26 protein-coding genes are annotated in these 24,219 nt (G+C 59.8%); 12 read left to right on the plus strand and 14 right to left on the minus strand.

Annotated elements, in window-relative coordinates; translation table 11 throughout:
- The first annotated feature begins 59 nt into the window (after window positions 1–59).
- The gene (locus IEV40_RS04685) at window positions 60–683 is read left to right on the plus strand and encodes a 50S ribosomal protein L25/general stress protein Ctc (protein ID WP_188419771.1); all 624 of its coding nucleotides are present in this window, start codon (window positions 60–62) and stop codon (window positions 681–683) included.
- A gap of 137 nt (window positions 684–820) precedes the next feature.
- Window positions 821–1,411 (plus strand): aminoacyl-tRNA hydrolase, encoded by a 591-nt coding sequence (gene pth / locus IEV40_RS04690; protein ID WP_188419772.1) that lies wholly within the window; start codon window positions 821–823, stop codon window positions 1,409–1,411.
- 95 nt (window positions 1,412–1,506) lie between these two features.
- Here the strand turns inward: pth and IEV40_RS04695 are convergent, their stop codons facing one another.
- Window positions 1,507–2,085 carry a chorismate mutase gene (locus IEV40_RS04695; protein ID WP_188419773.1) on the minus strand — a complete coding sequence of 193 codons (579 nt, stop codon included), beginning with the start codon at window positions 2,083–2,085 and terminating at the stop codon, window positions 1,507–1,509.
- Between the two features lie 273 nt (window positions 2,086–2,358).
- Between IEV40_RS04695 and ychF the strand changes: the two genes are divergently transcribed.
- The gene (ychF, locus tag IEV40_RS04700) at window positions 2,359–3,450 is read left to right on the plus strand and encodes a redox-regulated ATPase YchF (protein WP_188419774.1); all 1,092 of its coding nucleotides are present in this window, start codon (window positions 2,359–2,361) and stop codon (window positions 3,448–3,450) included.
- 60 nt (window positions 3,451–3,510) lie between these two features.
- Here ychF and IEV40_RS04705 read toward each other — a convergent pair whose 3' ends face one another.
- Complete coding sequence (locus IEV40_RS04705) at window positions 3,511–4,989, minus strand: sensor histidine kinase (RefSeq protein ID WP_188419775.1); 1,479 nt, start codon at window positions 4,987–4,989, stop codon at window positions 3,511–3,513.
- On the minus strand, window positions 4,986–5,699 hold the full coding sequence (locus IEV40_RS04710; protein WP_188419776.1) for a response regulator transcription factor: 714 nt from the start codon (window positions 5,697–5,699) through the stop codon (window positions 4,986–4,988). The genes IEV40_RS04705 and IEV40_RS04710 overlap by 4 nt, the downstream gene beginning before the upstream one ends.
- A 153-nt stretch (window positions 5,700–5,852) precedes the next feature.
- Between IEV40_RS04710 and msrB the strand changes: the two genes are divergently transcribed.
- A complete protein-coding gene (gene msrB / locus IEV40_RS04715) occupies window positions 5,853–6,371 on the plus strand; it encodes a peptide-methionine (R)-S-oxide reductase MsrB (protein WP_188420007.1) in 519 nt (172 codons plus the stop codon).
- Between the two features lie 71 nt (window positions 6,372–6,442).
- Complete coding sequence (gene msrA, locus IEV40_RS04720) at window positions 6,443–7,183, plus strand: peptide-methionine (S)-S-oxide reductase MsrA (protein WP_229723944.1); 741 nt, start codon at window positions 6,443–6,445, stop codon at window positions 7,181–7,183.
- A 79-nt stretch (window positions 7,184–7,262) separates the two neighbouring features.
- Here the strand turns inward: msrA and IEV40_RS04725 are convergent, their stop codons facing one another.
- Complete coding sequence (locus IEV40_RS04725; protein ID WP_188419777.1) at window positions 7,263–8,111, minus strand: tetratricopeptide repeat protein; 849 nt, start codon at window positions 8,109–8,111, stop codon at window positions 7,263–7,265.
- 199 nt (window positions 8,112–8,310) lie between these two features.
- Here IEV40_RS04725 and IEV40_RS04730 point away from each other — a divergent pair, with 199 nt between their 5' ends.
- The 3 genes from IEV40_RS04730 to IEV40_RS04740 all read left to right on the plus strand — a co-directional run bounded on the left by IEV40_RS04730 (window position 8,311) and on the right by IEV40_RS04740 (window position 11,511).
- Window positions 8,311–9,306: an aldo/keto reductase gene (locus tag IEV40_RS04730; protein WP_188419778.1), complete on the plus strand. Its 996-nt coding sequence runs from the start codon at window positions 8,311–8,313 to the stop codon at window positions 9,304–9,306.
- A 103-nt stretch (window positions 9,307–9,409) separates the two neighbouring features.
- The gene (locus IEV40_RS04735; protein ID WP_188419779.1) at window positions 9,410–10,261 is read left to right on the plus strand and encodes an MOSC domain-containing protein; all 852 of its coding nucleotides are present in this window, start codon (window positions 9,410–9,412) and stop codon (window positions 10,259–10,261) included.
- A gap of 155 nt (window positions 10,262–10,416) precedes the next feature.
- Window positions 10,417–11,511, plus strand: a complete 1,095-nt coding sequence (locus tag IEV40_RS04740) for a DUF484 family protein (protein ID WP_188419780.1) — start codon at window positions 10,417–10,419, stop codon at window positions 11,509–11,511.
- 49 nt (window positions 11,512–11,560) lie between these two features.
- Here IEV40_RS04740 and IEV40_RS04745 read toward each other — a convergent pair whose 3' ends face one another.
- From IEV40_RS04745 to IEV40_RS04765, 5 genes are all read right to left on the minus strand, one after another.
- Window positions 11,561–11,824: a YfhL family 4Fe-4S dicluster ferredoxin gene (locus IEV40_RS04745; protein WP_188419781.1), complete on the minus strand. Its 264-nt coding sequence runs from the start codon at window positions 11,822–11,824 to the stop codon at window positions 11,561–11,563.
- A 66-nt stretch (window positions 11,825–11,890) separates the two neighbouring features.
- Window positions 11,891–12,379, minus strand: a complete 489-nt coding sequence (gene coaD, locus IEV40_RS04750; protein ID WP_188419782.1) for a pantetheine-phosphate adenylyltransferase — start codon at window positions 12,377–12,379, stop codon at window positions 11,891–11,893.
- Window positions 12,380–12,513: 134 nt separating this feature from the next.
- A complete protein-coding gene (gene rsmD / locus IEV40_RS04755) occupies window positions 12,514–13,152 on the minus strand; it encodes a 16S rRNA (guanine(966)-N(2))-methyltransferase RsmD (RefSeq protein ID WP_188419783.1) in 639 nt (212 codons plus the stop codon).
- 97 nt (window positions 13,153–13,249) lie between these two features.
- Complete coding sequence (locus IEV40_RS04760; protein ID WP_188419784.1) at window positions 13,250–14,572, minus strand: M16 family metallopeptidase; 1,323 nt, start codon at window positions 14,570–14,572, stop codon at window positions 13,250–13,252.
- Between the two features lie 109 nt (window positions 14,573–14,681).
- Window positions 14,682–16,133: a M16 family metallopeptidase gene (locus tag IEV40_RS04765; RefSeq protein WP_188419785.1), complete on the minus strand. Its 1,452-nt coding sequence runs from the start codon at window positions 16,131–16,133 to the stop codon at window positions 14,682–14,684.
- 94 nt (window positions 16,134–16,227) lie between these two features.
- Here IEV40_RS04765 and ftsY point away from each other — a divergent pair, with 94 nt between their 5' ends.
- The 4 genes from ftsY to rpoH all read left to right on the plus strand — a co-directional run bounded on the left by ftsY (window position 16,228) and on the right by rpoH (window position 20,146).
- Window positions 16,228–17,331 (plus strand): signal recognition particle-docking protein FtsY, encoded by a 1,104-nt coding sequence (ftsY, locus tag IEV40_RS04770; protein WP_188419786.1) that lies wholly within the window; start codon window positions 16,228–16,230, stop codon window positions 17,329–17,331.
- Window positions 17,332–17,340: 9 nt separating this feature from the next.
- A complete protein-coding gene (locus IEV40_RS04775; RefSeq protein WP_188420009.1) occupies window positions 17,341–18,024 on the plus strand; it encodes a cell division ATP-binding protein FtsE in 684 nt (227 codons plus the stop codon).
- Window positions 18,021–18,950 carry a permease-like cell division protein FtsX gene (gene ftsX, locus IEV40_RS04780; RefSeq protein ID WP_188419787.1) on the plus strand — a complete coding sequence of 310 codons (930 nt, stop codon included), beginning with the start codon at window positions 18,021–18,023 and terminating at the stop codon, window positions 18,948–18,950. The genes IEV40_RS04775 and ftsX overlap by 4 nt, the downstream gene beginning before the upstream one ends.
- Window positions 18,951–19,246: 296 nt before the next feature.
- Complete coding sequence (gene rpoH, locus IEV40_RS04785) at window positions 19,247–20,146, plus strand: RNA polymerase sigma factor RpoH (RefSeq protein ID WP_188419788.1); 900 nt, start codon at window positions 19,247–19,249, stop codon at window positions 20,144–20,146.
- Window positions 20,147–20,241: 95 nt separating this feature from the next.
- Here the strand turns inward: rpoH and IEV40_RS04790 are convergent, their stop codons facing one another.
- The 5 genes from IEV40_RS04790 to IEV40_RS04810 are packed head-to-tail and all read right to left on the minus strand — an operon-like array spanning window position 20,242 to window position 24,165.
- Window positions 20,242–20,832, minus strand: coding sequence for an SCO family protein (locus IEV40_RS04790; RefSeq protein WP_188419789.1), 591 nt, complete (start codon window positions 20,830–20,832; stop codon window positions 20,242–20,244).
- Between the two features lie 4 nt (window positions 20,833–20,836).
- On the minus strand, window positions 20,837–21,721 hold the full coding sequence (cyoE, locus tag IEV40_RS04795; protein ID WP_188419790.1) for a heme o synthase: 885 nt from the start codon (window positions 21,719–21,721) through the stop codon (window positions 20,837–20,839).
- Between the two features lie 51 nt (window positions 21,722–21,772).
- A complete protein-coding gene (locus IEV40_RS04800; protein ID WP_371870027.1) occupies window positions 21,773–22,873 on the minus strand; it encodes a COX15/CtaA family protein in 1,101 nt (366 codons plus the stop codon).
- The gene (locus IEV40_RS04805; RefSeq protein WP_229723945.1) at window positions 22,866–23,471 is read right to left on the minus strand and encodes an SCO family protein; all 606 of its coding nucleotides are present in this window, start codon (window positions 23,469–23,471) and stop codon (window positions 22,866–22,868) included. The genes IEV40_RS04800 and IEV40_RS04805 overlap by 8 nt, the downstream gene beginning before the upstream one ends.
- Entirely contained in the window at window positions 23,458–24,165 is a 708-nt protein-coding gene (locus tag IEV40_RS04810; RefSeq protein ID WP_188419791.1) for an SURF1 family protein, read from the minus strand. The genes IEV40_RS04805 and IEV40_RS04810 overlap by 14 nt, the downstream gene beginning before the upstream one ends.
- Between the last annotated feature and the right edge of the window lie 54 nt (window positions 24,166–24,219).

Here is a 24,219-nt window from a genome sequence, read left to right on the forward strand (position 1 = left end):
CCTGGTCGCGGGGGATTTAACCGCAGAACACCCGTGTTCTGCACTATTGGAGCTCTATCATGAAAGTAGTTGCATTCGCACGCAAAGAGCTGGGGACCGGAGCGAGCCGCCGCCAGCGTATTGCAGGCATGACCCCTGGTATCATCTACGGTGGCACCGCTGCCCCGCTGAACGTCTCGCTCGACCACAATGCGCTGTACCACGCATTGAAAAAAGAAGCGTTCCACTCGTCGATTCTCGACCTCGAAGTGGACGGCAAGGCAGAAAAAGTGCTGCTGCGCGATTTCCAGATGCACGCTTACAAACAACTGGTGCTGCACGTCGATTTCCAACGCGTCGACGCTACCCAGAAGATCCACGTCAAGGTGCCGCTGCACTTCGTCAACGCTGAAATCTCGCCGGCAGTCAAACTGTCGGGCGGCATCATCAGCCACGTGACTTCCGAACTGGACGTCAGCTGCCTGCCTGGCGACCTGCCGGAATACGTCGAAGTCGACCTGGCAAACCTGGACGTCGGCCACTCGATCCACCTGGCTGACATCAAGCTGCCGAAAGGCGTCTCGGCTGTCCAGCACGGCGGCGAAGAGAACCCGACGATCGCTACCGCCGCTGTCCCGGCCGGCAAAGCTTCCGACGAAGCCGCTGCAGCCGAGCAACCGGAAGGCGATGCAGAGAAGAAGTAATTCTTCCGCAGCCGAACAAAAAACCCGTCCTCGCGACGGGTTTTTTATTTGCAGTACCGTACCAGCCGAACGCCACAGTCGCCAAGCGCGCCGCAATCCCCGATAATCCTTCCTTTTGCACGCTTTTGCGCCCCACCATGTCCATCCGCCTCATCGTCGGCCTCGGCAACCCCGGCGCCGAATACGAACAAACCCGCCACAACGCCGGCTTCTGGCTGGTCGACAATCTCGCGAACGACATCGGCCGCTGCCATCTGGTGCGCGAATCGAAATACAACGCGCTGGCGGCGAAGACCAGCATCGCCGGCAACGAAGTCTGGCTGCTGGAACCGCAGACGTTCATGAACCGTTCGGGCCAGTCGGTCGGCGCGCTGGCGCGCTTCTTCAAGATCGCACCGGACGAAATCCTCGTCGTGCACGACGAACTCGATCTGCCGCCCGGTGCCGCCAAGCTCAAGAAAGGCGGCTCGTCCGGCGGACACAATGGCTTGAAAGACATCACCGCCGCGCTCGGCACGCAGGATTACTGGCGGCTACGCATCGGCATCGGCCACCCGCGCACGCTGAACCTGAACCAGCCGGTCGTCGATTTCGTGTTGCATCGTCCGCGCAAGGAAGAACAGCCGCTGATCGACGAAGCGATCGAAAAGAGCCTGAAGATCATTCCGTTGCTATGCGCAGGCGAATTCGCCAAGGCATCAACGCAACTGCATACGGAAGCGAAATAATCGGATGGTTTGCCTGGACTGATTATCGACAGCCGCTATCCGCGATGCATTGGCACGCCTTATCCGGCCTCTCAACACAGCACTCTCACCACACGTCATTTTGCTCCGCAAAAGCCGGCCATCGCCCGATCCAGCGCCGCAACGCGGGCACTGTCCAGCTCCAGATTGTGGCCGATCGCATAGTTGCCGACTGCCTGCGCCACTTGCGCATTGCAGTTAACCGCCATGCGTAACGGCGCAGCAATCGCCAGTTGTCGAATGAACTGCGTTTGCAGCAGGCCCAGGCGCGGACGAATATCGTGCACAAGATCGACCGGTTGATGCGCCGGCGCCGCACCGGCACGGTGCCAGGCGGCCAACTGTGCGTATTGCACTTCCTTGTTCGCTTCGATCTGCGCACGGAAAAATGCCGCCACCCAATCGCCGTCGATCTGACTGGCCGCGCCCGCTTCCTTTGCCTTGTCGATCACCACAGCTTCACGCGGCGGATCTTCAACGCGTCCCTTGCTGTCCCATTTCGCCAGCGCGACCTGCTCGGCAATCGTCAACCGTTCGGCCGAACTGGCAACCAGCGCATCCACGGAATCACCAACGGAAGCCGCATGGGAAAGCGCCGATGCGCCGAGCGCCAGCGCAGCAAGAGAGAAACGCAATATCGAATGAAGAGAACGCATGATGAACACCTGTTAAATAAAAACATCGCACGGATGCACGATGCGCCGGCTTGGACAGAACTGCCGATCGGCAGTTCACTGGGCCGCGCACTGTTATCCAGTCCGTCAACGCCTGCCGGATAGACACAGGGCGGCGCTATAATAGCGGGCGATACGCGCCGCGCAATTTTCCCATCCTGCGGCGCAGCCTGCTCCAGCCTTCGCCATGCGGCGTACGCACTCGCCACCCGGCGACCTGAAGCAACGCGAACCAATTAATTCAGAAGGAATTTGATGAGTCTCAAATGCGGCATCGTCGGCCTGCCTAACGTCGGCAAATCCACCCTCTTCAACGCGCTGACCAAAGCCGGCATCGCTGCCGAGAACTATCCGTTCTGCACGATCGAACCGAACGTCGGCATGGTGGAAGTGCCCGATCCGCGCCTGCAGGCGCTGGCCGAGATCGTCAAGCCGGAACGCGTCGTGCCGTCCACCGTCGAATTCGTCGATATCGCCGGCCTGGTCGCCGGTGCATCGAAAGGCGAAGGTCTGGGCAACCAGTTCCTCGCGCACATCCGCGAAACCGACGCCATCGTCAACGTCGTGCGCTGCTTCGAAGACGACAACGTCGTCCACGTCGCCGGCAAGGTCGATCCGATCGCCGACATCGAAGTGATCCAGACCGAACTCGCGCTGGCCGACATGGGCACCGTCGAAAAAGCCATGCATCGCGAAAACAAGAAGGCGCGCTCCGGTGACAAGGATTCCGCCAAGCTGGTTGCGCTGCTCGAACGCATCATGCCGCAGCTGGACGAAGCCAAACCCGTTCGCGCAATGGGCCTGGACAAAGAAGAACAGGAACTGATCAAGCCGCTGTGCCTGATCACCGCCAAGCCGGCGATGTACGTCGGCAACGTGTCCGATTCCGGCTTTAAGAACAATCCGCTGCTCGACAAGCTGACCGAATACGCCGCTGCACAGAACGCGCCGGTGGTCGCCATCTGCGCCGCCATCGAATCCGAGATCGCCGATCTGGACGATGCCGACAAGGCCGACTTCCTCGCCGACATGGGCATGGAAGAACCGGGCCTGGATCGCCTGATCCGCGCCGGCTTCAAGCTGCTTGGTTTGCAGAGCTACTTCACCGCCGGCGTGAAGGAAGTGCGTGCGTGGACCATCCACGTCGGCGACACCGCACCGCAAGCGGCTGGCGTGATCCACACCGACTTCGAGCGCGGCTTCATTCGTGCACAGACGATTTCCTTCGAGGATTTCATCGCCTACAAGGGTGAGAACGGCGCGAAGGAAGCAGGCAAGATGCGCGCCGAGGGCAAGGAGTATGTGGTGAAGGATGGGGATGTGTTGAATTTCCTGTTCAATGTCTGACGACATTTTCGGCATGAAACAAAAAGCCCGGTTTTCACCGGGCTTTTTACTTATGCTATTTCAGGACGCGTCCCTATCTTTTCTTGTCGGCAACTGGAATTCAAACATCGCTCCCTGTTCCGAATCCAGCAATCGCAGCACGCTGCCATGCAATTGCAGAATCCGATAAACGATCCGCAATCCCAATCCGCCTTCGCGCCGTGCACCGCTGATATTGAACGGCCGCTCGAACAGGCCGTCACGCAATTCCGCCGGAATACCGGAACCGGTATCGCGCACCGTGACATGCACGGCATCGTCACCATCCGGCACGATCGCAACTTCCACCTCGCCACCTTCCGGTGTGTGACGAATCGCGTTGTCGATCAGGTTCGTCAACGCGCGTTCGATCAACGCCAGATCGGCATGCACCGGTGGCACGTTCGGCGAAAAAGCTGCATTCAGCGCAATGTGTTTCGTCTCCGCCGTCAGTTCGAATTTCTGGAACACATCCTGCACCAGATCGGTCAGCGAAAACGTTTCCGGCTCCAGTCGGATGAAGCCCTGCTCCAGCCGTACCAGTTCGAACAGTGAACGTGCCAATGCGCCGACCTTACTGCTCTGGTCGAGCGCAATACCGAGATAGCGACGGCGCTCTTCTTGCGTCAGCGATACATCCTTCAGTAGCAGCGTTTCCAGATAGCCGTGGATCGATGCCAGCGGCGTACGCAGGTCGTGCGACACGTTGGCGATCATCTCGCGGCGCTCCTGATCCTGCCGTCGCAATCTGCGCCATTGTTCGCTCAGGCGCGCCATCATCTGCGTGAAGGCGGAATCGAGGACGGCGATTTCGTCGTTGTCGTTACGACTTGTCTTCTTTTCTTTCGCTACCGGCGCAACAGGTTCGGCGTCGATGTCGAAACGACGCACTTCTTCGGTCAAGGTCCGTAGCGGCCGCGTAATCCATGTGAAGGCGATGAGGCCGGCGATCAGGCACAACAACGCGACCAGTGCAATTGACCACAACGTCGTCATCAATGCCGCGTCGGTGATGCCGCGTGCGGCGAAACGATCGTGTGCTTCGCTGAGCAGCACGACATAGATATAGCCCTTGTCGTGCCCGTTCACAATCAACGGCGCGACGCTGAAGACTTTACGTCCGTCGGCGCTGCGCGGATCGTCGCCGAGAATAGGCAACATGTCGCCGCGCAGCAGCCGGTGTATCGGCGCCAGATCGACGCTATCGCGCTTCAGCAGTTCGGGGCCGAGCGCATGTTCGAGGATGCGGCCTTCGGTATCGAGCAGATAGACTTCGACGCTGGGGTTGACCATCATCAGCTGGCCGAACAGCCGCTGCACAGCACCGGGCATCGGACCCTGCTCGTCCATCAGCTGCGTGCGGCTGGCAATGTGTTCGGCCAGGCCGCGCGACACGCCCTGCACGACTTCCTGCTCATGCATGTCGTTGGAGCGCAACTGCAGCCAGGCGGACGTGCCGCTGCAGATCAACAGCAGCAACGCGAAGACAATGGAGAGCCGCTGCGTCAGCGTGAGTTTCATGCGACATCTCCGGCGACGAACTTGTAGCCCTTGCCCCAGACGGTGAGAATGCGTTTCGGCTGCGCGGGATCGGTTTCGATCTTGGCGCGCAGGCGGTTGATGTGCGTGTTGACCGTGTGCTCGTAGCCTTCGTGGTTGTAGCCCCAGACGGTATCGAGCAATTCCATGCGCGAGAAAACCTTGCCGGGCTGGCGTGCGAAGAAGTACAGCAGATCGAATTCGCGCGGCGTGAGGTCCAGCAACTGGCCGTCCAGCGTGGCGCTGCGCGCCAGCGGATCGATGAAGATGCCGTCGATGGAGAGGCTGCCTGCATCCATCCGCACATTGCGCTCCAATGCTTCAGTGCGGCGCAGCAGCGCCTTCACGCGCGCGACCAGTTCCAGCACGGAGAACGGCTTGGCGAGATAGTCGTCCGCGCCCAGTTCCAGACCGAGGATGCGATGCACTTCGCTGGAGCGCGCGCTGATGATGATGATCGGCGTGTAGCGCACCATCGCGCGGGCACGGCGGCAAATTTCCAGGCCGTCGACGTTGGGCAACATTACGTCCAGCACCAGCGCATCCCAGCCGCCCTGTTCCAGCAGGCGCAAGCCTTCGGCACCATCGGCGCTGTGGACGACGTCGTAGCGTTCGTCGCGCAGATGCAGAGCGAGCAGATCGGCAATGTGCGGATCATCCTCGACGAGGAGTATGCGTTTGGGTTGTTCCATAGAACGGAGGATCGTGGTCTTGCCGCCAAGTATGCCGGCTTTTTCGCCGGGGATTATCACGAAATTTTTAACATTGCGTGAGGATTCCGCGACCGGTGCAGGGCTAAGCTGCCGTCATCGAATACCCAAACCTGCCGCCTTCGGAGACGCATGATGAGACTCAGAAGACTATTCCTGCTTGCCGGTGGCAGCCTCGCCGCCGCTGTGACAGGTGCGCTGATTTCGCCGCGCCTTGTGCCACGTTCTGCTCATGCAGCACCAACTTCCAGAGAGGAAGCCTTCACTGTCACGCATTCCGATGAAGAATGGCGCCGGCTTCTCACGCCAGAGCAATACCGGGTGCTGCGCCATGAGGGTACAGAACGGCCATACACCAGTCCGCTGAACAACGAGCATCGTCATGGAACTTTCCATTGTGCCGGCTGCGATCAGGCGCTGTTCTCGTCGCAGACGAAATACGACAGCCGCACCGGCTGGCCGAGCTTCTGGCAGCCGCTGGAAGGCGCAATCGGTACCCGTCGCGACACATCGTTCGCAATGAGTCGCACCGAAGTGCATTGCAGCCGTTGCGGCGGCCATCTAGGCCATGCATTCGACGATGGTCCGCTGCCAACACGCTTGCGCTATTGCATGAATGGCGTGGCGATGACGTTCCGGCCGGCGTCCGCCTAGCGCATGCACATTTGTCGTTCATTACCACGACACAGATGCAAGACCGCAATACAATGATTCAGGAGAATTCCATGCATAACTCGCCTTCCCCATCTTCCACCGCCTTGCACCGTTCGCCGCTATGGCTGATGCTCATCGGCGCCGCCATTCTCGTTGGCGGTTTCGCCTGGCAGTACGCCTATTCGTCCGGCGGTGCAGAGCCTGGCGTCGCAATTTCGCCACCAACACACGATGAAACAGTATCGGCAAAAAGCGAGACGGCCGTCTTTGCCGGCGGCTGCTTCTGGGGTGTGCAAGGCGTGTTCCAGCACGTGCAAGGCGTGCAACGCGTTGTGTCCGGCTATGCGGGTGGCGCGGCGGACACGGCACGCTACGAGACGGTGGGAACCGGGCGCACCGGGCACGCGGAATCGGTGCAGATCACCTTCGATCCGGCCAAGGTAAGTTATGGCACATTGCTGCAGATTTTCTTCTCGGTTGCGCACAATCCGACCGAGCGCAATCGCCAGGGGCCGGATGTCGGTACACAGTATCGTTCGGCGATCTTTCCGATGAACGCGTCGCAGCAGCGCATCGCACAGGATTACATCGCGCAGCTCGATTCAGCCAAATCGTTCCGCGAGCCGATTGCTACGCGCATCGAGAGCTACACCGGCTTCTATCCGGCCGAGAATTATCATCAGGATTTCCTGACGCTGCATCCGTCCAATCCCTACATCGTCATCAACGATCTGCCGAAGGTGGAAGAACTCAAACGCCTGTTTCCGCAACGCTATCGCATCGAACCGGTGCTGGTGAAACCGGCAGCGTGATGCGGTATCGATCATGCAAAACGCCCGATGCGGACATCGGGCGTTTTTGTGTTTGCATGCTCAAGTTTGCATCATTGCATCAGCCCCAGTCGTCGTACGAATCGTTGCCGCTATCCGCAATTCCGTTCGAATTATCACCCCACGACGTATCGTCATTCAGGCCGAAGTCCTTGCCGCCCATATCGTAATTGCTGTAGCTACGCTCGCGCTGTTGCATGTCGTCCCATACCGGCGATGGCACCGGCGCGACCATCGACTGGCTGTTGCTGCCGTCCAGCACGCGATGCATCAACGCCTCTCCTGCCACCACACCCGCGCCGACTGCCGCACCGGTAGCAAGGCTGCCGAACAGGCCGGAGCCCAGCCCGCCTGAAACGTTCGGTGCACTGCCATAGCCGGCGCTTTGCGGAACCGGGCCGCTGCCGTAATTGGCATAGCTATAGCCATAGGAAGGCGCCGTTTCAGTATTGCGCGCACGCTGACGTATCCAGTAGGCGAACATCGCCACGGCGGCCAGTGCCGCGACTATCCATCCCCAAGATGCACCGTGCGACGCTCTTGCCAGCGAAGTACCGGCAGCATGCACGCTATCCGCTCTCAGCAGCCCTTCCAGTTCCTGCACGGCCGATACCTTGGCGAACGGCAGGCCGGGCGCCAGGCGTTCCGCTTTCGTCAGTTCGCTGCGCGCACCTGCCAGATCGCCCTGCCTCGCCAGCAGTTCGGCTTCGACGAAATGCGCCTTGCCGCTGTCCGGATGATCGCGCAGCACGTCGCGCATCATCTGCTGCGCCTGCCCCAGATGGCCGCCATCCGCAGCGGCATACACTTGTTCGATCGTGGCATCGGCAGCGAAGGCTGTATTGCCGAACAACAGGCCGGCACTGAGTGTCATGCCGGTAAAAAGATGACTGAAAAGATGACGAGACATGAAAACCTCCATCGCAATAGCCTGTTGCCAGATTAGCCCTTGCGCCGGTCGAATCAAGAAGGGAAACAGAGCGTTACCGCCTGTAAATGGAATGTAAAAATGACCGCGCAGACATAGACATGCTGTTGTGCCACCGCCGATGCGTTTCCCGCGAATGCGTTATATTTGCCGCTCGACTTTTCTTCGCAAGAACGTTTCCATGACGACCGAAACCATCCGCATCACCAACATCCCCGTTCCCGTTTCCCGCGTCGGCCTCGGCACCTGGGCCATCGGCGGCTGGATGTGGGGCGGCACCGACGACGAAGCTTCCGTTGCCACGATACGCGGCGCGATCGAGCAGGGCATCAACCTGATCGATACGGCGCCGGTCTACGGCTTCGGCCATTCGGAAGAAGTGATCGGCCGCGCACTGGAAGGCATGCGCGACAAGGCCGTCATCGCCACCAAGGTCGCACTGGAATGGAACGACGGCCGTGTGCGCCGCAATGCGACGCCGGAACGCATCCGCCAGGAAATCGAGGATTCGTTGCGCCGCCTGCGTACCGATCGCATCGACCTGTATCAGGTGCACTGGCCGGACACGCTGGTGCCGTTCGAGGAAACCGCCGCCGAACTGCTGAAGCTGCAGCAGGAGGGCAAGATTCTCGCAATCGGTGTCAGCAATTACATGCCGGCACAGATGGATGCATTCGCATCCGTCGCACCGCTGGCGACCGTGCAACCGCCGTACAACCTGTTCGAGCGTGCAATCGAAGCCGACGTACTGCCGTATGCGCGCGACAAGGGAATGATCGTGCTGGCATATGGCGCGCTGTGCCGTGGCCTGCTGTCCGGCCGCATGCGCGCGGATACGACTTTCGACGGCGACGACCTGCGCAAATCCGATCCCAAGTTCAAGCAGCCGCGCTTTGCGCAATACCTGTCGGCAGTCGATGCGCTGGAAAAATTCGCACGCGAACGCCACGGCAAATCGGTGCTGGCGCTGGCGATCCGCTGGGTGCTGGATCAGGGGCCGACGATTGCACTGTGGGGCGCGCGCCGTCCAGATCAGCTGAACGGCATTGCGGACGTGTTCGGCTGGAAGCTGAGTGCACAAGATCTGGCCGATATCGATGCCCTGTTGGCCGAACACGTTACCGATCCGGTTGGCCCCGAATTCATGGCACCGCCGCTGCGCAAGAAAGTCGCCTGACTGACCACCCTTTTGCCATCACGATCTTCGTCACAGTTTTCACCACGATCGCCATCATGATTTTTGCCACACCTACGGGTGCGGCCACCCTACCCAAACTGCCATGCCCATCCTCGCCGAACTGAACCTGTATCCGATCAAATCCTGCGCCGGCATCACGTTGCGCGAAGCGACGTTGACGCCCACCGGCCTGATGCACGAGCGCATCTACGATCGCGAATGGATGGTGGTCGATACGGACGGCGAAATGCTGACGCAGCGCGATTTTCCGAAAATGGCATTGATCGTGCCGCGCATACGCGGCGACATGCTGGAAGTGAAAGCCCCCGGCATGCTGCGCCTGGATATTCCGCTGGACCTGCCGCATCCGGACGACGAACGCCTGCTGCGCGTGCGCGTGTGGAACGACGAAGTCGATGCCTACGATTGCGACGAAACGACTGCGGCGTGGTTCTCGAACGCCGTCGGCACGCCGTGCCGGCTGGTGCGCTTCCATCCGAATGCAAAACGCATCGCCAGCACGAAATGGACGGACGGCGCGGAAGTGCCAACTTTCTTCGCCGACGGCTTCCCGATGCTGGCAATCGGCACCGGCTCGCTGGACGACCTGAACCAAAAACTGGTGGCGCAGGGACGCGAGGCGCTACCGATGAACCGCTTCCGCCCGAACATCGTGCTGGGCGACATTCCGCCGTTCGAGGAGGAATATGCCGAGTCCTACCGCATCGGCGAAGCGCTGTTGAAGCCGGTCAAACCTTGCCCGCGTTGCCCGATGCCGTCCATCGACCAGGCCACCGGCGAATTCGGCCCCGATCCGCTGGATATCCTGCAGACCTATCGCACCAATCCACGCGTGGAGGATCGCATCACCTTCGGCATCAACACGATCCTGCTGGAAGGCGAAGGCCATGTCGTGCGCGTCGGCCAGCCGGTAGAGATCGAACTGGCCTTCTGAAAGACCGTTTACATTTGTTGATGCATCTGGTGGCGTACTGCGTCGTATTTCCGCCAACTTCGGCTCATCATCGCCGTTTGCAAGTTGCTCGTCAGAAATCATCCGGGTAGACTGTCCGCTTGCGCGATTCCGCGCCGCCGCAGTCCGCCCGCCTCATGACAAACCCGCTGGTTTCCGAAAATTCGCAGTTGCGCAGCCAGCTTCAGTTGCTGCTGAAGGAAGCGCATCGCAACCAGCAGATCATGCAGCGCTACCAGGAACTCGACCTGCAGTTCATCGGCGCCAATACCTTCCAGGAATTGATCGATAGCGTCTTCGACACGCTGACCGAAGCATCGGAGCTGGATGTCGTCACGCTGACGCTGATCGATCCGGAAGCCGAGATCCGCCGCATCCTGACCGACCTGCGCATCGACGTCAGCGATTACCCGAACCTGATCTTCGTCGAACAGCAGAACGGTGTGCACGATCCCGAACATCCGGCACGGCGCGCCTCGCTCGGCTCCTACAATACGCTGGTGCATCGCCGCATGTTTCCCGATTCGGTATTGAAGCCAGCCAGTGTCGCCATCCTGCCGCTGATCCGCCGCAACAGCCTGATCGGCTGGTTGAGCCTGGGCAGCCTGGACGCTACGCGCTTCACGCCAAGCCTCGGCAGCGAAATCCTGCAGCACCGCGCTTCCATCGTCGCGATCTGTATCGAAAACGTCATCAACAACGAACGCCTGCAACATATCGGCCTGACCGATCCGCTGACCGGCGTGAACAACCGGCGCTACGTCGAACGCCGCCTGCTGGAAGAAGTCGGCCGCACGCGGCGCCACGGCCACGCGCTGTCGGCGATGTACATCGATCTGGATCACTTCAAGAAGGTCAACGACAGTTATGGCCATCAGGGCGGCGACGAAGTACTATGCGCCGTCGCCGCGCGTATCAAGGCCGAGCTGCGCTTGAGTGACGCACTGGGCCGTTTCGGCGGCGAGGAATTCGTCGTGCTGCTGATCGATGCACCGCACGATGCCGCATTGGCCGTCGCCGAACGCATACGCTGTAGCGTCAATGGCACGCCGTTGCAGTTGAGTACCGGCGAGGAATTGGTTGCGACCGTTTCGATCGGTGTGGCGACGCTGGACAGAATCGAACGCAGCGACGATGCAGCGACAGTCGCCCAGCAACTGCTGGCGCATGCGGACGAAGCGCTGTACCGCGCAAAGAAGGAAGGCAGAAATCGCGTCGTCAGTGCGGTCTGATGCCAACGTCACTCAAATGAAAAAGGGACCGGATGGTCCCTTTGATTTTTCAGGAAGCGGTTTTCGCTTCGGCCTGCAAATGTTCGTACTTGGCCTGCAGTTCTTCCTTCGTCTCGCGCCAGGCAGGATTGAACGGAATGCATTCGACCGGGCACACCTGTTGGCATTGCGGCTCATCGAAATGACCGACGCATTCGGTGCATTTGTGCGGATCGATCTCGTAGATTTCCAGCCCCATCGAGATCGCGTCGTTCGGGCATTCGGGCTCGCAGACGTCGCAGTTGATGCATTCGTCGGTGATCATCAGCGCCATGATGCAATACTCCGTTCGGACATCGATGCCACCATTCTATGCTTCACTACTTCTCGCTGCTGCCAATCACTTCTTTTGTGAAGCGATCTTCTCCTTCAGCCAGCGATCGACCGACGGAAACACGAACTTGGAGACGTCGCCGCCCAGATTGGCGATCTCGCGCACGATGGTGCCGGAGATGAACTGGTATTGATCGGACGGCGTCAGGAACAGCGTTTCCACGTCCGGCAGCAGATAGCGGTTCATGCCGGCCATCTGGAATTCGTATTCGAAGTCGGATACCGCACGCAGGCCGCGCACGATCACGCGTGCGTCGTGGCGGCGCACGAAATCCTTCAATAGTCCCGAAAAACTCTCGACGTGGACGTTCGGATAATGGCCAAGCACTTCGTTGGAAATCGTCAGGCGTTCTTCCAGTGTGAAGAACGGCTTCTTGTTGCGGCTGTCGGCAACGCCAACGATCAGTTTGTCGAACAAACCCGACGCACGACGCACGAGGTCTTCATGACCGCGCGTCAGTGGATCGAAGGTTCCCGGATAAACAGCTGTGACCATATTGGCTCCCGTACGGTGGCTTGTCATGCGCGCATGGAGGCGCAGGTGCCGCAAGCGCGGCAAGGACATCTTTGCCCTGGCTGATACATGGCGCGGCACGACAAAAGGGGTGCCGCAACTGAACAGAAAGCGAATTATGCCTGAACTTCGGCCCCTTTTTCAGGCTGAAGCAAATGGTAAGAGACCATGCCGGCACTGCCGGCCCGCATAATTTGCCATCCCTGCAGCCATTCCGGCGGCGTTTCGGAAGCCAGCGGCATCTCGGATTCGACATAGACGAGACCGCCCGGACGCAATAGCGGCACGCACAACGGCAGGCTGCGTGCCAGCCAGTCGCTGTGATACGGGGGATCGAGGAAAATCAGGTCGAATTGCGTGCCGCTGCGTTGCAAGGACTGCATTGTCGATATGGCATCACTACGCAGGATGCGCACCTGCTCGGCGTGCAGCTTGTCTTTGATCGTTTCGATCTGTCGTACCGCTTGTGTCTGCATTTCGACCATCACGACCTCGGCTGCACCACGGCTGGCTGCTTCGAAACCCAGCACGCCGGTGCCGGCAAAGGCATCCAGACAGCGCAGGCCGTCCCAACCGCCGTCGATCAGGTGATTGATCCAGTTGAAGACCGTCTCACGCACACGATCCGGCGTCGGACGCAAGCCTGCGGCGTCCAGCACCGCCAGCGGCGTGCGTTTCCACTGGCCGCCGATGATGCGGACCTGGTGCGGTGCCGAACGGGGCGGCGATTTTTTCACGGGAGACGGTTTGGCCATGGCTCGGTGCAGTGCGCAGCGTGGTGCGCGATACGCATATTCGTTGCAAAGGAGCGCATTGTAAGGACCGCAGACGCTCCATGCCAGTCCATCATGTTCAGGGCGAGGATTTGGCCGCCGCGCCGACGACCACGGTCGACAGCTTGTCCATCTGCAGCTTGCGCTTGAATGCATCGCGTATCTGCGCCGCCGTGACGCGCGAGACCTTGTCGGTCCACGTATCGAGATAGTCGAGCGGCAAGCCGTAGAAGCCGATCATCGCGACGTTTTCCAGTAGCTTGCGGTTGCTGTCCAGCCGCAGCGCGAAACCGCCGATCAGATTGTCCTTGGCTGCTGCCAGCTCCGCTTCGGTCGGCCCGTCGCGCAGAAAACTGGCAACCGTTTCGCGCACGATCTTCAGCGCTTCGTCGGCCTGATCGCTCTTCGTCTGCAGACCGATCTGGAACGGCCCCGGCTGCGCCAGCGGTTCGAAATAACTGTAGACGCCATAGGCCAGCCCGCGCTTTTCGCGCACCTGATTCATCAGGCGCGACACGAAACCGCCGCCGCCCAAGGTGTAATTGCCGACCATCAGCGCGAAGTAGTCCGGATCGTGCCGCGTCAGTGCCGGTTCGCCGATCAGGATGTGCGCCTGCGCCGAATTGTGCGCAATGCGCTGTTCGCCGCCAGCAGCAATGACGACCGGTGGAAGATCGGGCAACGGTGCGCCTTGCGGCAGATGCATCGTCAGCTGGCGTGCGATGCGATCGGCATCGGCACGCGTGGCATCGCCGATCATCGCGATGACGGCGCGGTTGGCAACATAGTGTCCGGCATAAAAGGTGGCGAGATCATCGCGCGTGATGGCGCCTATCGATTCGGAGCCAGGATTGTCGCCATACGGATGGCTGCCGTACAGCAGTTTGTCGAAGGCGCGGTCGGCGATCACTTCCGGCTTGGTCAGGCTTTCGCGGATGGCGGCAATCGTGCGCGCCTTGTCGCGTTCCAGCAGGTCGGCAGGGAAGCTAGGCTGCGCCAGCACGCGTGCCAGCAGCGCAATCGCGGCATCGCGTTCGGTGGTCAGAGTGCGCAGCGTCAGGCCGGCGCGATCGCCTTCGACGCGATTGCCGCGCTGTGCGGCGATGTCGGCAAAGCCGTCGGAAATCTGTGCCTCGTTCAGTGCCGGCTCGGCAGCGGACGTTCCCTGATGCACGCCGCGCGCCAGCATTGCATTCGTCAATGCGGCCACGCCGGATTTGCCAGCCGGATCGCGGCGATCACCGGCATCGAAATCGACACTGACATCCAGCATCGGGATCGTGTGGTTTTCGACGAACAGTACGCGCGCGCCGTTGTCCAGCGTCCACGACTGGATGTTCAATGCAGCGTGCGACAGGCTGCATGCGGCGCACAACACGGCGCCTGTGATCAGTCTAAACATGATGACTCCGGATCCTTGTTCTGTTGGGTTCTGCTTGTTTCTGTTGATTTCGTTGAGAGAGAAACGACCACGCTCATTGCAACATTTGTCGCAACAATCATTGCAGCACTCATCGCAGCGTATCGGCCGGCAGGGCGCCAGGCGCCGGCTTGTTCCGGTCCGGCGGCAACGGCACCAATGTGGCCACCGTCAGCGCATCGTCGCCGAAATATTTTTGCGCCACGGCCTGCACCTGTTGCGGCGTGACGGCACGCAGGCGCTCGATCAGGCGGTCGATGTCCTTGTACGACAGGCCGGACATTTCCATCACGCCGATTTCCATCGCCTGGCCGAACACCGAATCGCGCTTGTAGATCTGGCTGGCGATCAATTGCGTTTTCACGCGTTTCAATTCCTCTTCCGATACGCCGTCGCGCGCGATGCGTTCGACTTCGGCGCGCAGCAGTTTTTCCAGTTGTTCGGTCGTCGTGCCTGCAGCCGGCACGCCGTCCAGCATGAACAGCACCGGGCCGCGCGCAATGCCGGAATACGAAGCGCCGACTTCATTGGCGACACGATCGGTGCGTACCAGCTTCGCGGTCAGGCGCGCATTGTCGTAGCCGTCCAGAACGGCGGACAGCACTTCGAGCGCGAGTGCGTCGTCGTCCTTGTCCACGTCATGCAGACCCGGCACCTTGAAGCCGAGCACGACATAGGGATTTTCGGCCGGCGCCTTGACGACGACGCGCTTGGGTCCGGTCTGCGGCGGCTCGTTCTGCGGCCGCGTGCGCACCAGCGCCATCGGTTCGTATTTGCCGAAATATTTCTGCGCCAGCTTGAACACCTGCTGCGGATCGACGTCGCCGGAGACGACCATCGTCGCGTTGTTCGGCGCATACCACTGCGCGTACCAGTCGCGCACGTCTTCCGCCGTCAGATGTTGCAGATCGTCCATCCAGCCGATCACCGGATTGCGGTACGGCGCGACGGCAAAGGCGGTCGCATTCAGCGCCTCGTGCACCAAAGCGACAGGCTGGTCGTCGGTACGCAGGCGGCGCTCTTCCATGATGACGCGGATTTCCTTGGCGAATTCGTTCTTGTCGACCACCAGATTGCGCATGCGGTCGGCTTCCAGCGCCATCACCTTTTCCAGTCGCGATTTTTCGATCTGCTGGAAGTACGCGGTGTAATCCTTGCTGGTGAATGCATTTTCGCGGCCGCCGAGCTGGGCGACACGACGGCTGAATTCGCCCGGCGCCAGCTTCTTCGTGCCCTTGAACATCATGTGCTCGAGCGCATGCGCAACACCGGTCGTGCCGTTGCGCTCGTCGATCGAGCCGACGCGATACCAGACCATGTGTGCCACCGTCGGCGCGCGATGGTCCTCGTTGACGATGATGCGCATGCCGTTCTTCAGCGTCAGTTCTGAAATATGTTCGGCTGTCTGGACGGTCGTCCTGGCGGGTTGCGCCACGGTTGCCGTATCCGGCTGCACGGCACTGGCGGAAGTGGATGCCAGCACCAGCGCCGTTGCGGCCAGCAGCCTGCTAATGTTGATAACGTTTGCAACGTTCGATTTCATGATTTTTTTGCTCTGATAGAATACGGCGATTGTATCCGCGGCCTCGCATTCATGCGGCGGACCGCCTCCAAACGCTGCTCTGACCCCATTCCCGATGTTTAGTTTCTTCAAGAAAAAACCGCGCCCCGAAGAATCTGTTGCGCCGCAACCTGCAGGCGCGCCCGAAGAACCGGCCATTGAAGAAGCCGTAGAAAAGGTTACGGAAGAAATAACGGAAACGCCATCCCCCGCCGCCTCTGCCCCTGCTGCAATAGAAGAAGCTGTCGAAGAAATCGTCCCGGCCGAAACCCCAGTCGAGCAGAAGCAGTCGTGGATGGCGCGCCTGAAGGCCGGCCTGTCGAAAACCTCTTCCAACCTGAGCACGCTGTTCGTCGGCGCGAAGATCGACGACGATCTGTACGACGAACTGGAAACGGCGTTGCTGATGTCCGATGCCGGCGTCGAGGCGACGCAGTTCCTGCTGGATGCGTTGAAACGCAAGGTGAAGAACGAACGGCTGACCGAAGCCGCGCAGGTCAAATCCGCGCTGCGCGAGTTGCTGGTCGAGATGCTGTCGCCGCTGCAGAAACCGCTGGTGCTAGGCCGTCATCAGCCGCTGGTGATGATGATCGCCGGCGTCAACGGCGCCGGCAAGACGACGACCATCGGCAAGCTGGCCAAGCACATGCAGACGCACCGGCAATCGGTGCTGCTGGCCGCCGGCGACACTTTCCGCGCCGCCGCGCGCGAGCAGTTGGCGGTCTGGGGCCAGCGCAACAACATTACCGTGATCGCGCAGGAATCGGGCGATCCTGCTGCAGTCGCCTTCGATGCCGTGCAATCGGCGCAGGCACGCAAGATCGATATCGTGATGGTCGATACCGCCGGTCGCCTGCCGACGCAGCTGCATCTGATGGAAGAGCTGAAAAAGGTCAAGCGTGTGATCGCCAAGGCCATGCCGGAAGCGCCGCATGAAGTGCTGCTGGTCATCGACGGCAATACCGGCCAGAACGCACTGACACAGGTGAAGGCTTTCGACGACGCATTGAACCTCACCGGCCTGGTGGTGACCAAGCTGGACGGAACCGCCAAGGGCGGCGTGCTGGCAGCCATTGCGCGCACGCGGCCGATTCCCGTCTATTTCATCGGCGTCGGCGAACAGATCGAGGATCTGCAGCCGTTCAGTGCCGAAGAGTTCGTTGAAGCGTTGCTGGGATAAACCATCTTGATGATCGAATTCCGCCAGGTATCGAAACGCTATCCGCCCAATATCGCGGCCCTGACCGACATTTCGCTGTCGGTCAACAAAGGGGAACTGGTCTTTCTTGCCGGCCCGTCCGGCGCCGGCAAGTCCACGTTGTTGAAACTGATCGCCGCGATGGAGCGGCCTACCGAAGGCAGCGTCAATGTCAGCGGTTACGACATCGGCCGCATCCGTCCGTCCGGCCTGCCCTATCTGCGCCGCAATCTCGGCCTGATCTTCCAGCAGCAACGCCTGCTCGACGACCGTAGCGTGCTGGCCAACGTGATGCTGCCGCTGATCGTCTGCGGCGCCACGCGCAGCGATGCCGAACGCCGCGCGCGCGCTGCGCTGGACAAGGTCGGTTTGCTCGACAAGGCACCGATGGCACCGATGATGCTGTCCGGCGGCGAACAGCAGCGCGTGTCGATCGCGCGCGCCATCGTCAACCGACCGCAGATCATTCTGGCCGATGAACCGACCGCCAATCTCGATCGCGAAGCCGCCAACAAAGTGCTGGATGCACTGAAGGCGTTCCATTCGGTCGGCGTCACCTGTCTCATTTCCACCCATGACGAACAGTTTCTCGATACGGCGACGCGCGTGATTTATCTCGACCACGGCCGCATCCTCGAAAGCTGGCGCCGCGCCACACCGCAGGAGATCGCATGAAAGGCTGGATCAGGCATCATGCCTTCGCGTTCAGCGACGCCTTCCGCCATCTGCTTCGCACGCCAGGCAATTTCCTGCTGAACGTACTGGTGGTGGCGATCGCGCTGGCGCTGCCGTTCGCCGGACTGACGCTGCTGGAAAACGTGCGGCCGGTTTCTGAACAGTTGGCCGTGGAACCGGAAATCAGCGTTTTCATGCAGATGGACGCCACGCGCGACCATGCCAACGCGATCGGCGGCGAAATCCGCCGCATCGCACAGGAGGCCGGCCACAAGGTTCAGCTGGATTTCATTCCGCGCGAAAAGGCACTGGCAACACTGAAGGACCGCACCGGACTGGAAGACGCGATTGCCACACTGGGCAGCAACCCGCTGCCGGATGCCTACGTCGTGAAAATGACCGGCTTCAAGAACGGCGACGATGCCGGCAAGATGGAAGAAATCGCTGCCGCATTGAAGAAACTCGACGGCGTCGGCGACGTGCAGGTCGACTCGGCCTGGATCAAGCGCTTGGCCGCCTTGCTGCAGGTGATGCGCCTGGTATTGCTGTTCCTCGCCGTCACGCTGGGCGTGGTCGTGGTCGCCGTGGTTTTCAATACCATCCGCTTGCAGGTGATGACGCAACGCGAGGAAATCGAAGTATCCCGCCTGGTTGGCGCCACCGATTCCTTCATCTGCCGCCCTTTCTATTACACCGGCGCCCTGCTGGGGCTGATCGCCGGCGGCGTCGCGCTGATTGCCGTGGCGCTGGCCCTGCATCCGCTGAACGCGGCGATTGCCGATTTCGCCCGGCTGTATGCTTCCGAATTCCGTCTGGTCTCGCTGGATCCGCTGGCGATGCTGATCCTGCTGGCGATCAGCGCCTTTCTCGGACTGTTCGGCGCCTTGCTGTCCGTCACGCGGCAACTGGCTCGCCTTTCCGATTGACGGCCGTTCATCAATGTAAGCGGTTACTATCGCCGCTTACCCCTTATTTCCTCTCATTTTCTCTGACTTCACTTGCTGCAATCGTTTTGTAAAGTTTTCTTTACTTACGCAACTTCGACAGAAATTCCCGTTCTAACAATTGAAGCAAAGAGCAATGATAGTCAATTTATCAATAGCGTTTTGACTATCAGTCCGGTATAAAACATCGATTAGCACTCCTTAAAAGAGAGTGCTAATATTTGTTCTTGACGGATTTGGCTGAACGGAAAATCCGTTCCTGAATGCAAGGAGAAACCATGAAAACAGCTGCATCAACCGCAATCATTCCTTCCGGCAACAATTTGTTGTCACTGGGATTTTCGGGCGCGTTGGGCAATATCGACTCCTATATTTCTGCAGTCAATCGCATGCCGATGCTGACGCAGGAAGAGGAAGTTTCTCTGGCGCGTCGCCTGCGTGACGAAAATGACCTGGCTGCCGCACAAAAACTGATCCTGTCGCATCTGCGGCTGGTCGTGTCGATCGCGCGCGGCTATCTGGGCTACGGCCTGCCTCATGCCGACCTGATCCAGGAAGGCAATATCGGCCTGATGAAGGCAGTCAAACGCTTCGACCCGGATCAGGGCGTGCGCCTGGTTTCGTATTCGATGCACTGGATCAAGGCTGAAATCCACGAGTACATCCTGAAGAACTGGCGCCTGGTCAAGGTTGCAACGACGAAAGCGCAGCGCAAGCTGTTCTTCAATCTGCGCAGCCACAAGACCGGCCTCGATGCGATGACGCCCGATCAGGTAAATGCGCTGGCCGAAATGCTGAAGGTCAAGCGTGAGGAAGTGATCGAGATGGAAACCCGTCTTTCCGGTCGCGACATCGCGCTCGAAGCACCTACCGATGACGATGACGACAAGTTTGCGCCGATCGCCTACCTGTCGTCGGAATCGCAGGAACCGACGCGCGTGCTGGAGTCGCAGGAATACGATCGCCTGCAGACCGAAGGGTTGTCCGACGCGCTGGGCAAGCTCGATCCGCGCTCGCGCCGCATCGTCGAAGCGCGCTGGCTGGCGAACGACGACGGCTCCGGTGCTACCTTGCACGAACTGGCCGACGAATTCGGCGTCTCCGCCGAGCGTATTCGCCAGATCGAGGCCGTCGCGCTGAAGAAGATGAAAGGTTCGTTGACGGCCTACGCATCCTGAGGTCTCGGCAATCGTTCCAAATAAAAAGCGCCCCATGAGGCGCTTTTTTCATTCCGTTTTTTATTCCTGATTCATGCCGGATTCAACTGGCTACATCAGGACTCTTCGGCTAGCAGAATCTTCAGATCGTGCGCGATGGGCTCCACGCCTTGCGCGTGACGGATGAACAAGCGGATGCGTCCTTGCGGATCGAATACATAGCTGCCGGCCATGTGATCGATCGTATAGCTGCCCGGCGTCTTGCCCGGCACTTTTTCATAGAACACCTTGAATTCCTTGGCGACCTTGTCGGTTTCGTCCAGACTGCCGCGCAAACCCAGAAAACGCTTGTCGAAGGCCGGCACATATTGCGCCAGCAATTGCTGTGTATCGCGTTCCGGATCCAGGGTAATGAACAGCACCTGCACGCGATCGGCATCTGGCCCCAGCGCCTTCATCACATTGGCCATTTCCAGCATCGTCGTCGGACAGACGTCCGGGCATTGCGTGAAACCGAAGAACACGACGACCGCCTTGCCGCGAAAATCGGCCAGCGTGCGCAGCTTGCCGTTGTGATCATGCAGCGAGAAATCGCGACCGTATGCCAATCCCGTCACATCGGTGTTCTGGAAAGCTTCCGTCTTCTTGCCGCATGCTGCAAGCACGAGAACGGTCGCACACAAGACGAGAAGAATTCGCAGACGCATGATGTCAGAACCACAGATAGTGATCGACCAGCAGCGCGGCAAACAGCAGCGACAGATAGACGATCGAATACGCAAACATCTTGCGCGAGATCCGGTCGGTGTAATGGCGATACACCTGCCATGCATACCAGAGGAAGATGATGTCGAGCACAACTACCACTGCCAGATAGATGAGACCGCTCATGCCGACGGCAAACGGTAGCATCGTCGTCGCCACCAGCGCGATCGAATACAACCAAACCTGCAATTGCGTGAATTCCTTGCCGTGCGTGACCGGCAGCATCGGCAAACCAGACTTCGCATATTCATCGCGACGATACAGCGCCAGCGCCCAGAAATGCGGCGGCGTCCAGACGAAGATGATCATGACCAGAATCCACGCCTGCATCGGCACATCGTTGGCGATCGCTGCCCAACCCAATGCCGGCGGCATCGCGCCGGACAGGCCGCCAATCACGATGTTTTGTGGCGTTGCTGGCTTCAGGATCATCGTATAGATGACGGCATAGCCGACGAAGGTAGCGAAAGTCAGCCACATCGTCAGTGGATTGACGAAGTTGTACAGTACCCACATGCCGGCACCGCCGATGACGCCGGAAAAGACCAGCGTCTGCATCACGGTGATTTCGCCGCGCGCCATCGGACGACGCGCCGTACGCGCCATGCGCGAATCGATTTCGCGTTCCACCAGGCAATTGATTGCGAAGGCAGCACCGGCCAGCAGCCAGATGCCGATCGTCGCCGCAACCACACGCTGCAAATCCGGCAAGCCCGGTGTAGAAAGAAACATGCCGATCACCGCGCAGAACACGGCCAGCTGCGTAACGCGTGGCTTGGTCAACGCCCAGTACTGGGCCATGCGATTGGGAGATGCGGTCAAAGTGGTCATGCGTGGTTTGTGGATACGGCGCAGTGAAGCGTTCGACGACTTGCCATTCTGTCAGTTCTCGTCGAGCCGCCCTGGAATTCTGACCTTGTAGTTTAACATGACGGTCAACAGCACGAGGAGCGCAGCGCAACCGTTATGCGCCACCGCCAGTGCCAGCGGCCATTTCAACGAAACGGTCGCAATGCCGATCGTGATCTGCAACACCAACGCACCCAGCAGTGCACGCCCTATTCGCTGCAGACCTTGAATCCGCAACGCCCGCCAGGCCACCCATGCAATCCAGACAGCGACGACAAAGGCGAACACCCGATGCGTCCAGTGAATCGCAGTCAGCGCCTCGAATGGCAGATAGTCGCCGTCAGCCGTCTTGCCCAAGCTGCGCCATAACGTGAAGCCATGCTGAAAATCCATCTGCGGCACCAGCGTTCCGTGGCACAGCGGGAAATCCATGCAAGCCAGCGCCGCATAATTGGTACTGACCCAGCCACCCAATGCAATCTGCATGGCCAGCAAGATCAGCGCGATGCATGCCGGCACACGTAACCTCAGCGCTGTGCGATCGACGACCGGATGATCGCTCTGCCGCGCTGCAACCCACGTCAGCATCGCCAGCAGCGTCATGCCCAGCAACAGATGGATCGTCACGATGATCGGCTGCAGTTTCATCGTCACCGTCCACGCGCCGAAAGCGCCCTGCAGGCAAACGAACAGGAACAATGCGACCGGAAAGCGCGGCGAAAATTGAGATTGCGTCCTGCCGCTGCGTAACCAGAATCGCCAGGAGATCACGACGATGGCAATGATCAGCACGCCTATACCCATCGCCAGATAGCGGTGGATCATTTCGATCCACGCCTTCATCACCGTGACAGGGCCATCCGGCATCGCAGCTTCCGCCGCGCGGATATGCTCCATTGCCTGCAGCGGATTGGAATGACCGTAGCACCCCGGCCAGTCAGGGCAGCCAAGGCCGGAATCGGTCAGCCGCGTGAAGGCGCCGAACATAATGACGTCAAAGGTCAGGAACAGCGTGACCCACACCAGCTTGCGGTACTTGTTGCGATCCTTGGAGGACCAGACGATCAGAAATGCGAGCAGCGCGACCAGAATGCCCTTGGTCGCCAGTTGAAACAACAGGCCGGAGTTATCCAATTGATGAAGCTTTCAAGAGTTTGTTCAGGTCCTTCTTGATCCGGTTCGGATCGGCATCCTTCGGGAACCGCATCATCAGGTTGCCGAGCGGATCGATCATGTACAGATGGTCATAGACGGTGGTGCCGTCTTCGGTCGGTAGCCAGGATTTCACCAGATCGGGATTGGCGCGCAGCATGTGCGTACCGTCGTATTCGCGCAGCAGCATCGTCTCCAGCGGCTGCGCATCGGTGATCAACCAGACCCGCTCGATGCGATCCATTTCCTTGCCCTGCGTCAGGCGCAGCTGGCGCATGTCGTACAGTTTCTTGCGGCAGGCATCGGTGCAATCCGCCTTGTCCACCTGCAGCATGATCCATTTTCCCTTGTATGCGTCCAGTCCTATCGACGTGCCGTCGAGCGCCTTGCTGTGCAGATCGGGAATCGGATAATCGCGCGGATCGATGAATGCGCCGTAGTTGGTCCGCCCCTGCGGTTTGATGACGTAATAAGCCAGATAGGAGGCGATGATCGGCGATGCGCAGACCAGGATGACGGCGAACAGCTTCCAGCGGCCCGCATGTTTGTTGGGCCTATCGATTTTCTTATTTGCTTCCACGTCTGAATCCTGTCACGACAAAAAAGAGGAATGCCATCACCGTCAACGCATACCACTGGAAGGCATAGGCACGATGCTTTTCCACACCGGTCGATGGTAGCGGCCAGTCGCGCACCAAACCGTCATGCGTATCGCTCGACTGCTCGACAATCATCGGATACGTATGCAACCCGCTCGCTGCCGCGAATTCAGCTGTATCCAGATTCTGCACGATCGCCCCCGGTCGCAGCGGCTCGGGCGAACCCAGTTGCATGACATGACCGGCACTGCTGCGCAACGTGCCTTCGATGTCCATCGATCCCGATGGCGTGATTAGCGGCGGCAATTGTGTTCGCACTGCCGGATTGCGCGGAATCCAGCCACGCGCAACCAGCACATGCAAATCGGTGGACGCTATTTTAAACGGCATCAGCAGATAGAAACCTGCTATGCCGTCGTGCGGACGATTGTCCAGGTACATGGGCCAGTCGCGCACGAATTCGCCGCGCAACAATACATGGCGATATTCGCTTTCCGCCACGGACGCGTTTCGGCCATCAAGGCGAATCGCAGGCTCGGCCTGCCTTGCCCGCATCGTCGCCTCTATCGCCAGTTTTTCATCGCCACGCCGTGTTTGCCACTGGGCAAGCGATAGCCCCGCCGCCATCACAATGACGGTCGCAATAAAGGGAACCAGCCGAAATCTGAATCGCATTACAATGTCATTTCACTCAATAGGGCTGCGCCGGCTCTTCCATTCGGTCACACG

The sequence above is a fragment of the Oxalicibacterium solurbis genome (assembly GCF_014635845.1).
GTDB classification, from domain to species: Bacteria; Pseudomonadota; Gammaproteobacteria; order Burkholderiales; family Burkholderiaceae_D; genus Oxalicibacterium; species Oxalicibacterium solurbis.

What these genes read in the sequence shown, in the direction of transcription:
- IEV40_RS04685 (WP_188419771.1), top strand. Translation starts at nt 60, where the DNA reads ATGAAAGTAGTTGCATTCGCACGCAAAGAGCTGGGGACCGGAGCGAGC.
- pth (WP_188419772.1), top strand. Translation starts at nt 821, where the DNA reads ATGTCCATCCGCCTCATCGTCGGCCTCGGCAACCCCGGCGCCGAATAC.
- IEV40_RS04695 (WP_188419773.1), bottom strand. Translation starts at nt 2,085, where the DNA reads ATGCGTTCTCTTCATTCGATATTGCGTTTCTCTCTTGCTGCGCTGGCG.
- ychF (WP_188419774.1), top strand. Translation starts at nt 2,359, where the DNA reads ATGAGTCTCAAATGCGGCATCGTCGGCCTGCCTAACGTCGGCAAATCC.
- IEV40_RS04705 (WP_188419775.1), bottom strand. Translation starts at nt 4,989, where the DNA reads ATGAAACTCACGCTGACGCAGCGGCTCTCCATTGTCTTCGCGTTGCTG.
- IEV40_RS04710 (WP_188419776.1), bottom strand. Translation starts at nt 5,699, where the DNA reads ATGGAACAACCCAAACGCATACTCCTCGTCGAGGATGATCCGCACATT.
- msrB (WP_188420007.1), top strand. Translation starts at nt 5,853, where the DNA reads ATGAGACTCAGAAGACTATTCCTGCTTGCCGGTGGCAGCCTCGCCGCC.
- msrA (WP_229723944.1), top strand. Translation starts at nt 6,443, where the DNA reads ATGCATAACTCGCCTTCCCCATCTTCCACCGCCTTGCACCGTTCGCCG.
- IEV40_RS04725 (WP_188419777.1), bottom strand. Translation starts at nt 8,111, where the DNA reads ATGTCTCGTCATCTTTTCAGTCATCTTTTTACCGGCATGACACTCAGT.
- IEV40_RS04730 (WP_188419778.1), top strand. Translation starts at nt 8,311, where the DNA reads ATGACGACCGAAACCATCCGCATCACCAACATCCCCGTTCCCGTTTCC.
- IEV40_RS04735 (WP_188419779.1), top strand. Translation starts at nt 9,410, where the DNA reads ATGCCCATCCTCGCCGAACTGAACCTGTATCCGATCAAATCCTGCGCC.
- IEV40_RS04740 (WP_188419780.1), top strand. Translation starts at nt 10,417, where the DNA reads ATGACAAACCCGCTGGTTTCCGAAAATTCGCAGTTGCGCAGCCAGCTT.
- IEV40_RS04745 (WP_188419781.1), bottom strand. Translation starts at nt 11,824, where the DNA reads ATGGCGCTGATGATCACCGACGAATGCATCAACTGCGACGTCTGCGAG.
- coaD (WP_188419782.1), bottom strand. Translation starts at nt 12,379, where the DNA reads ATGGTCACAGCTGTTTATCCGGGAACCTTCGATCCACTGACGCGCGGT.
- rsmD (WP_188419783.1), bottom strand. Translation starts at nt 13,152, where the DNA reads ATGGCCAAACCGTCTCCCGTGAAAAAATCGCCGCCCCGTTCGGCACCG.
- IEV40_RS04760 (WP_188419784.1), bottom strand. Translation starts at nt 14,572, where the DNA reads ATGTTTAGACTGATCACAGGCGCCGTGTTGTGCGCCGCATGCAGCCTG.
- IEV40_RS04765 (WP_188419785.1), bottom strand. Translation starts at nt 16,133, where the DNA reads ATGAAATCGAACGTTGCAAACGTTATCAACATTAGCAGGCTGCTGGCC.
- ftsY (WP_188419786.1), top strand. Translation starts at nt 16,228, where the DNA reads ATGTTTAGTTTCTTCAAGAAAAAACCGCGCCCCGAAGAATCTGTTGCG.
- IEV40_RS04775 (WP_188420009.1), top strand. Translation starts at nt 17,341, where the DNA reads ATGATCGAATTCCGCCAGGTATCGAAACGCTATCCGCCCAATATCGCG.
- ftsX (WP_188419787.1), top strand. Translation starts at nt 18,021, where the DNA reads ATGAAAGGCTGGATCAGGCATCATGCCTTCGCGTTCAGCGACGCCTTC.
- rpoH (WP_188419788.1), top strand. Translation starts at nt 19,247, where the DNA reads ATGAAAACAGCTGCATCAACCGCAATCATTCCTTCCGGCAACAATTTG.
- IEV40_RS04790 (WP_188419789.1), bottom strand. Translation starts at nt 20,832, where the DNA reads ATGCGTCTGCGAATTCTTCTCGTCTTGTGTGCGACCGTTCTCGTGCTT.
- cyoE (WP_188419790.1), bottom strand. Translation starts at nt 21,721, where the DNA reads ATGACCACTTTGACCGCATCTCCCAATCGCATGGCCCAGTACTGGGCG.
- IEV40_RS04810 (WP_188419791.1), bottom strand. Translation starts at nt 24,165, where the DNA reads ATGCGATTCAGATTTCGGCTGGTTCCCTTTATTGCGACCGTCATTGTG.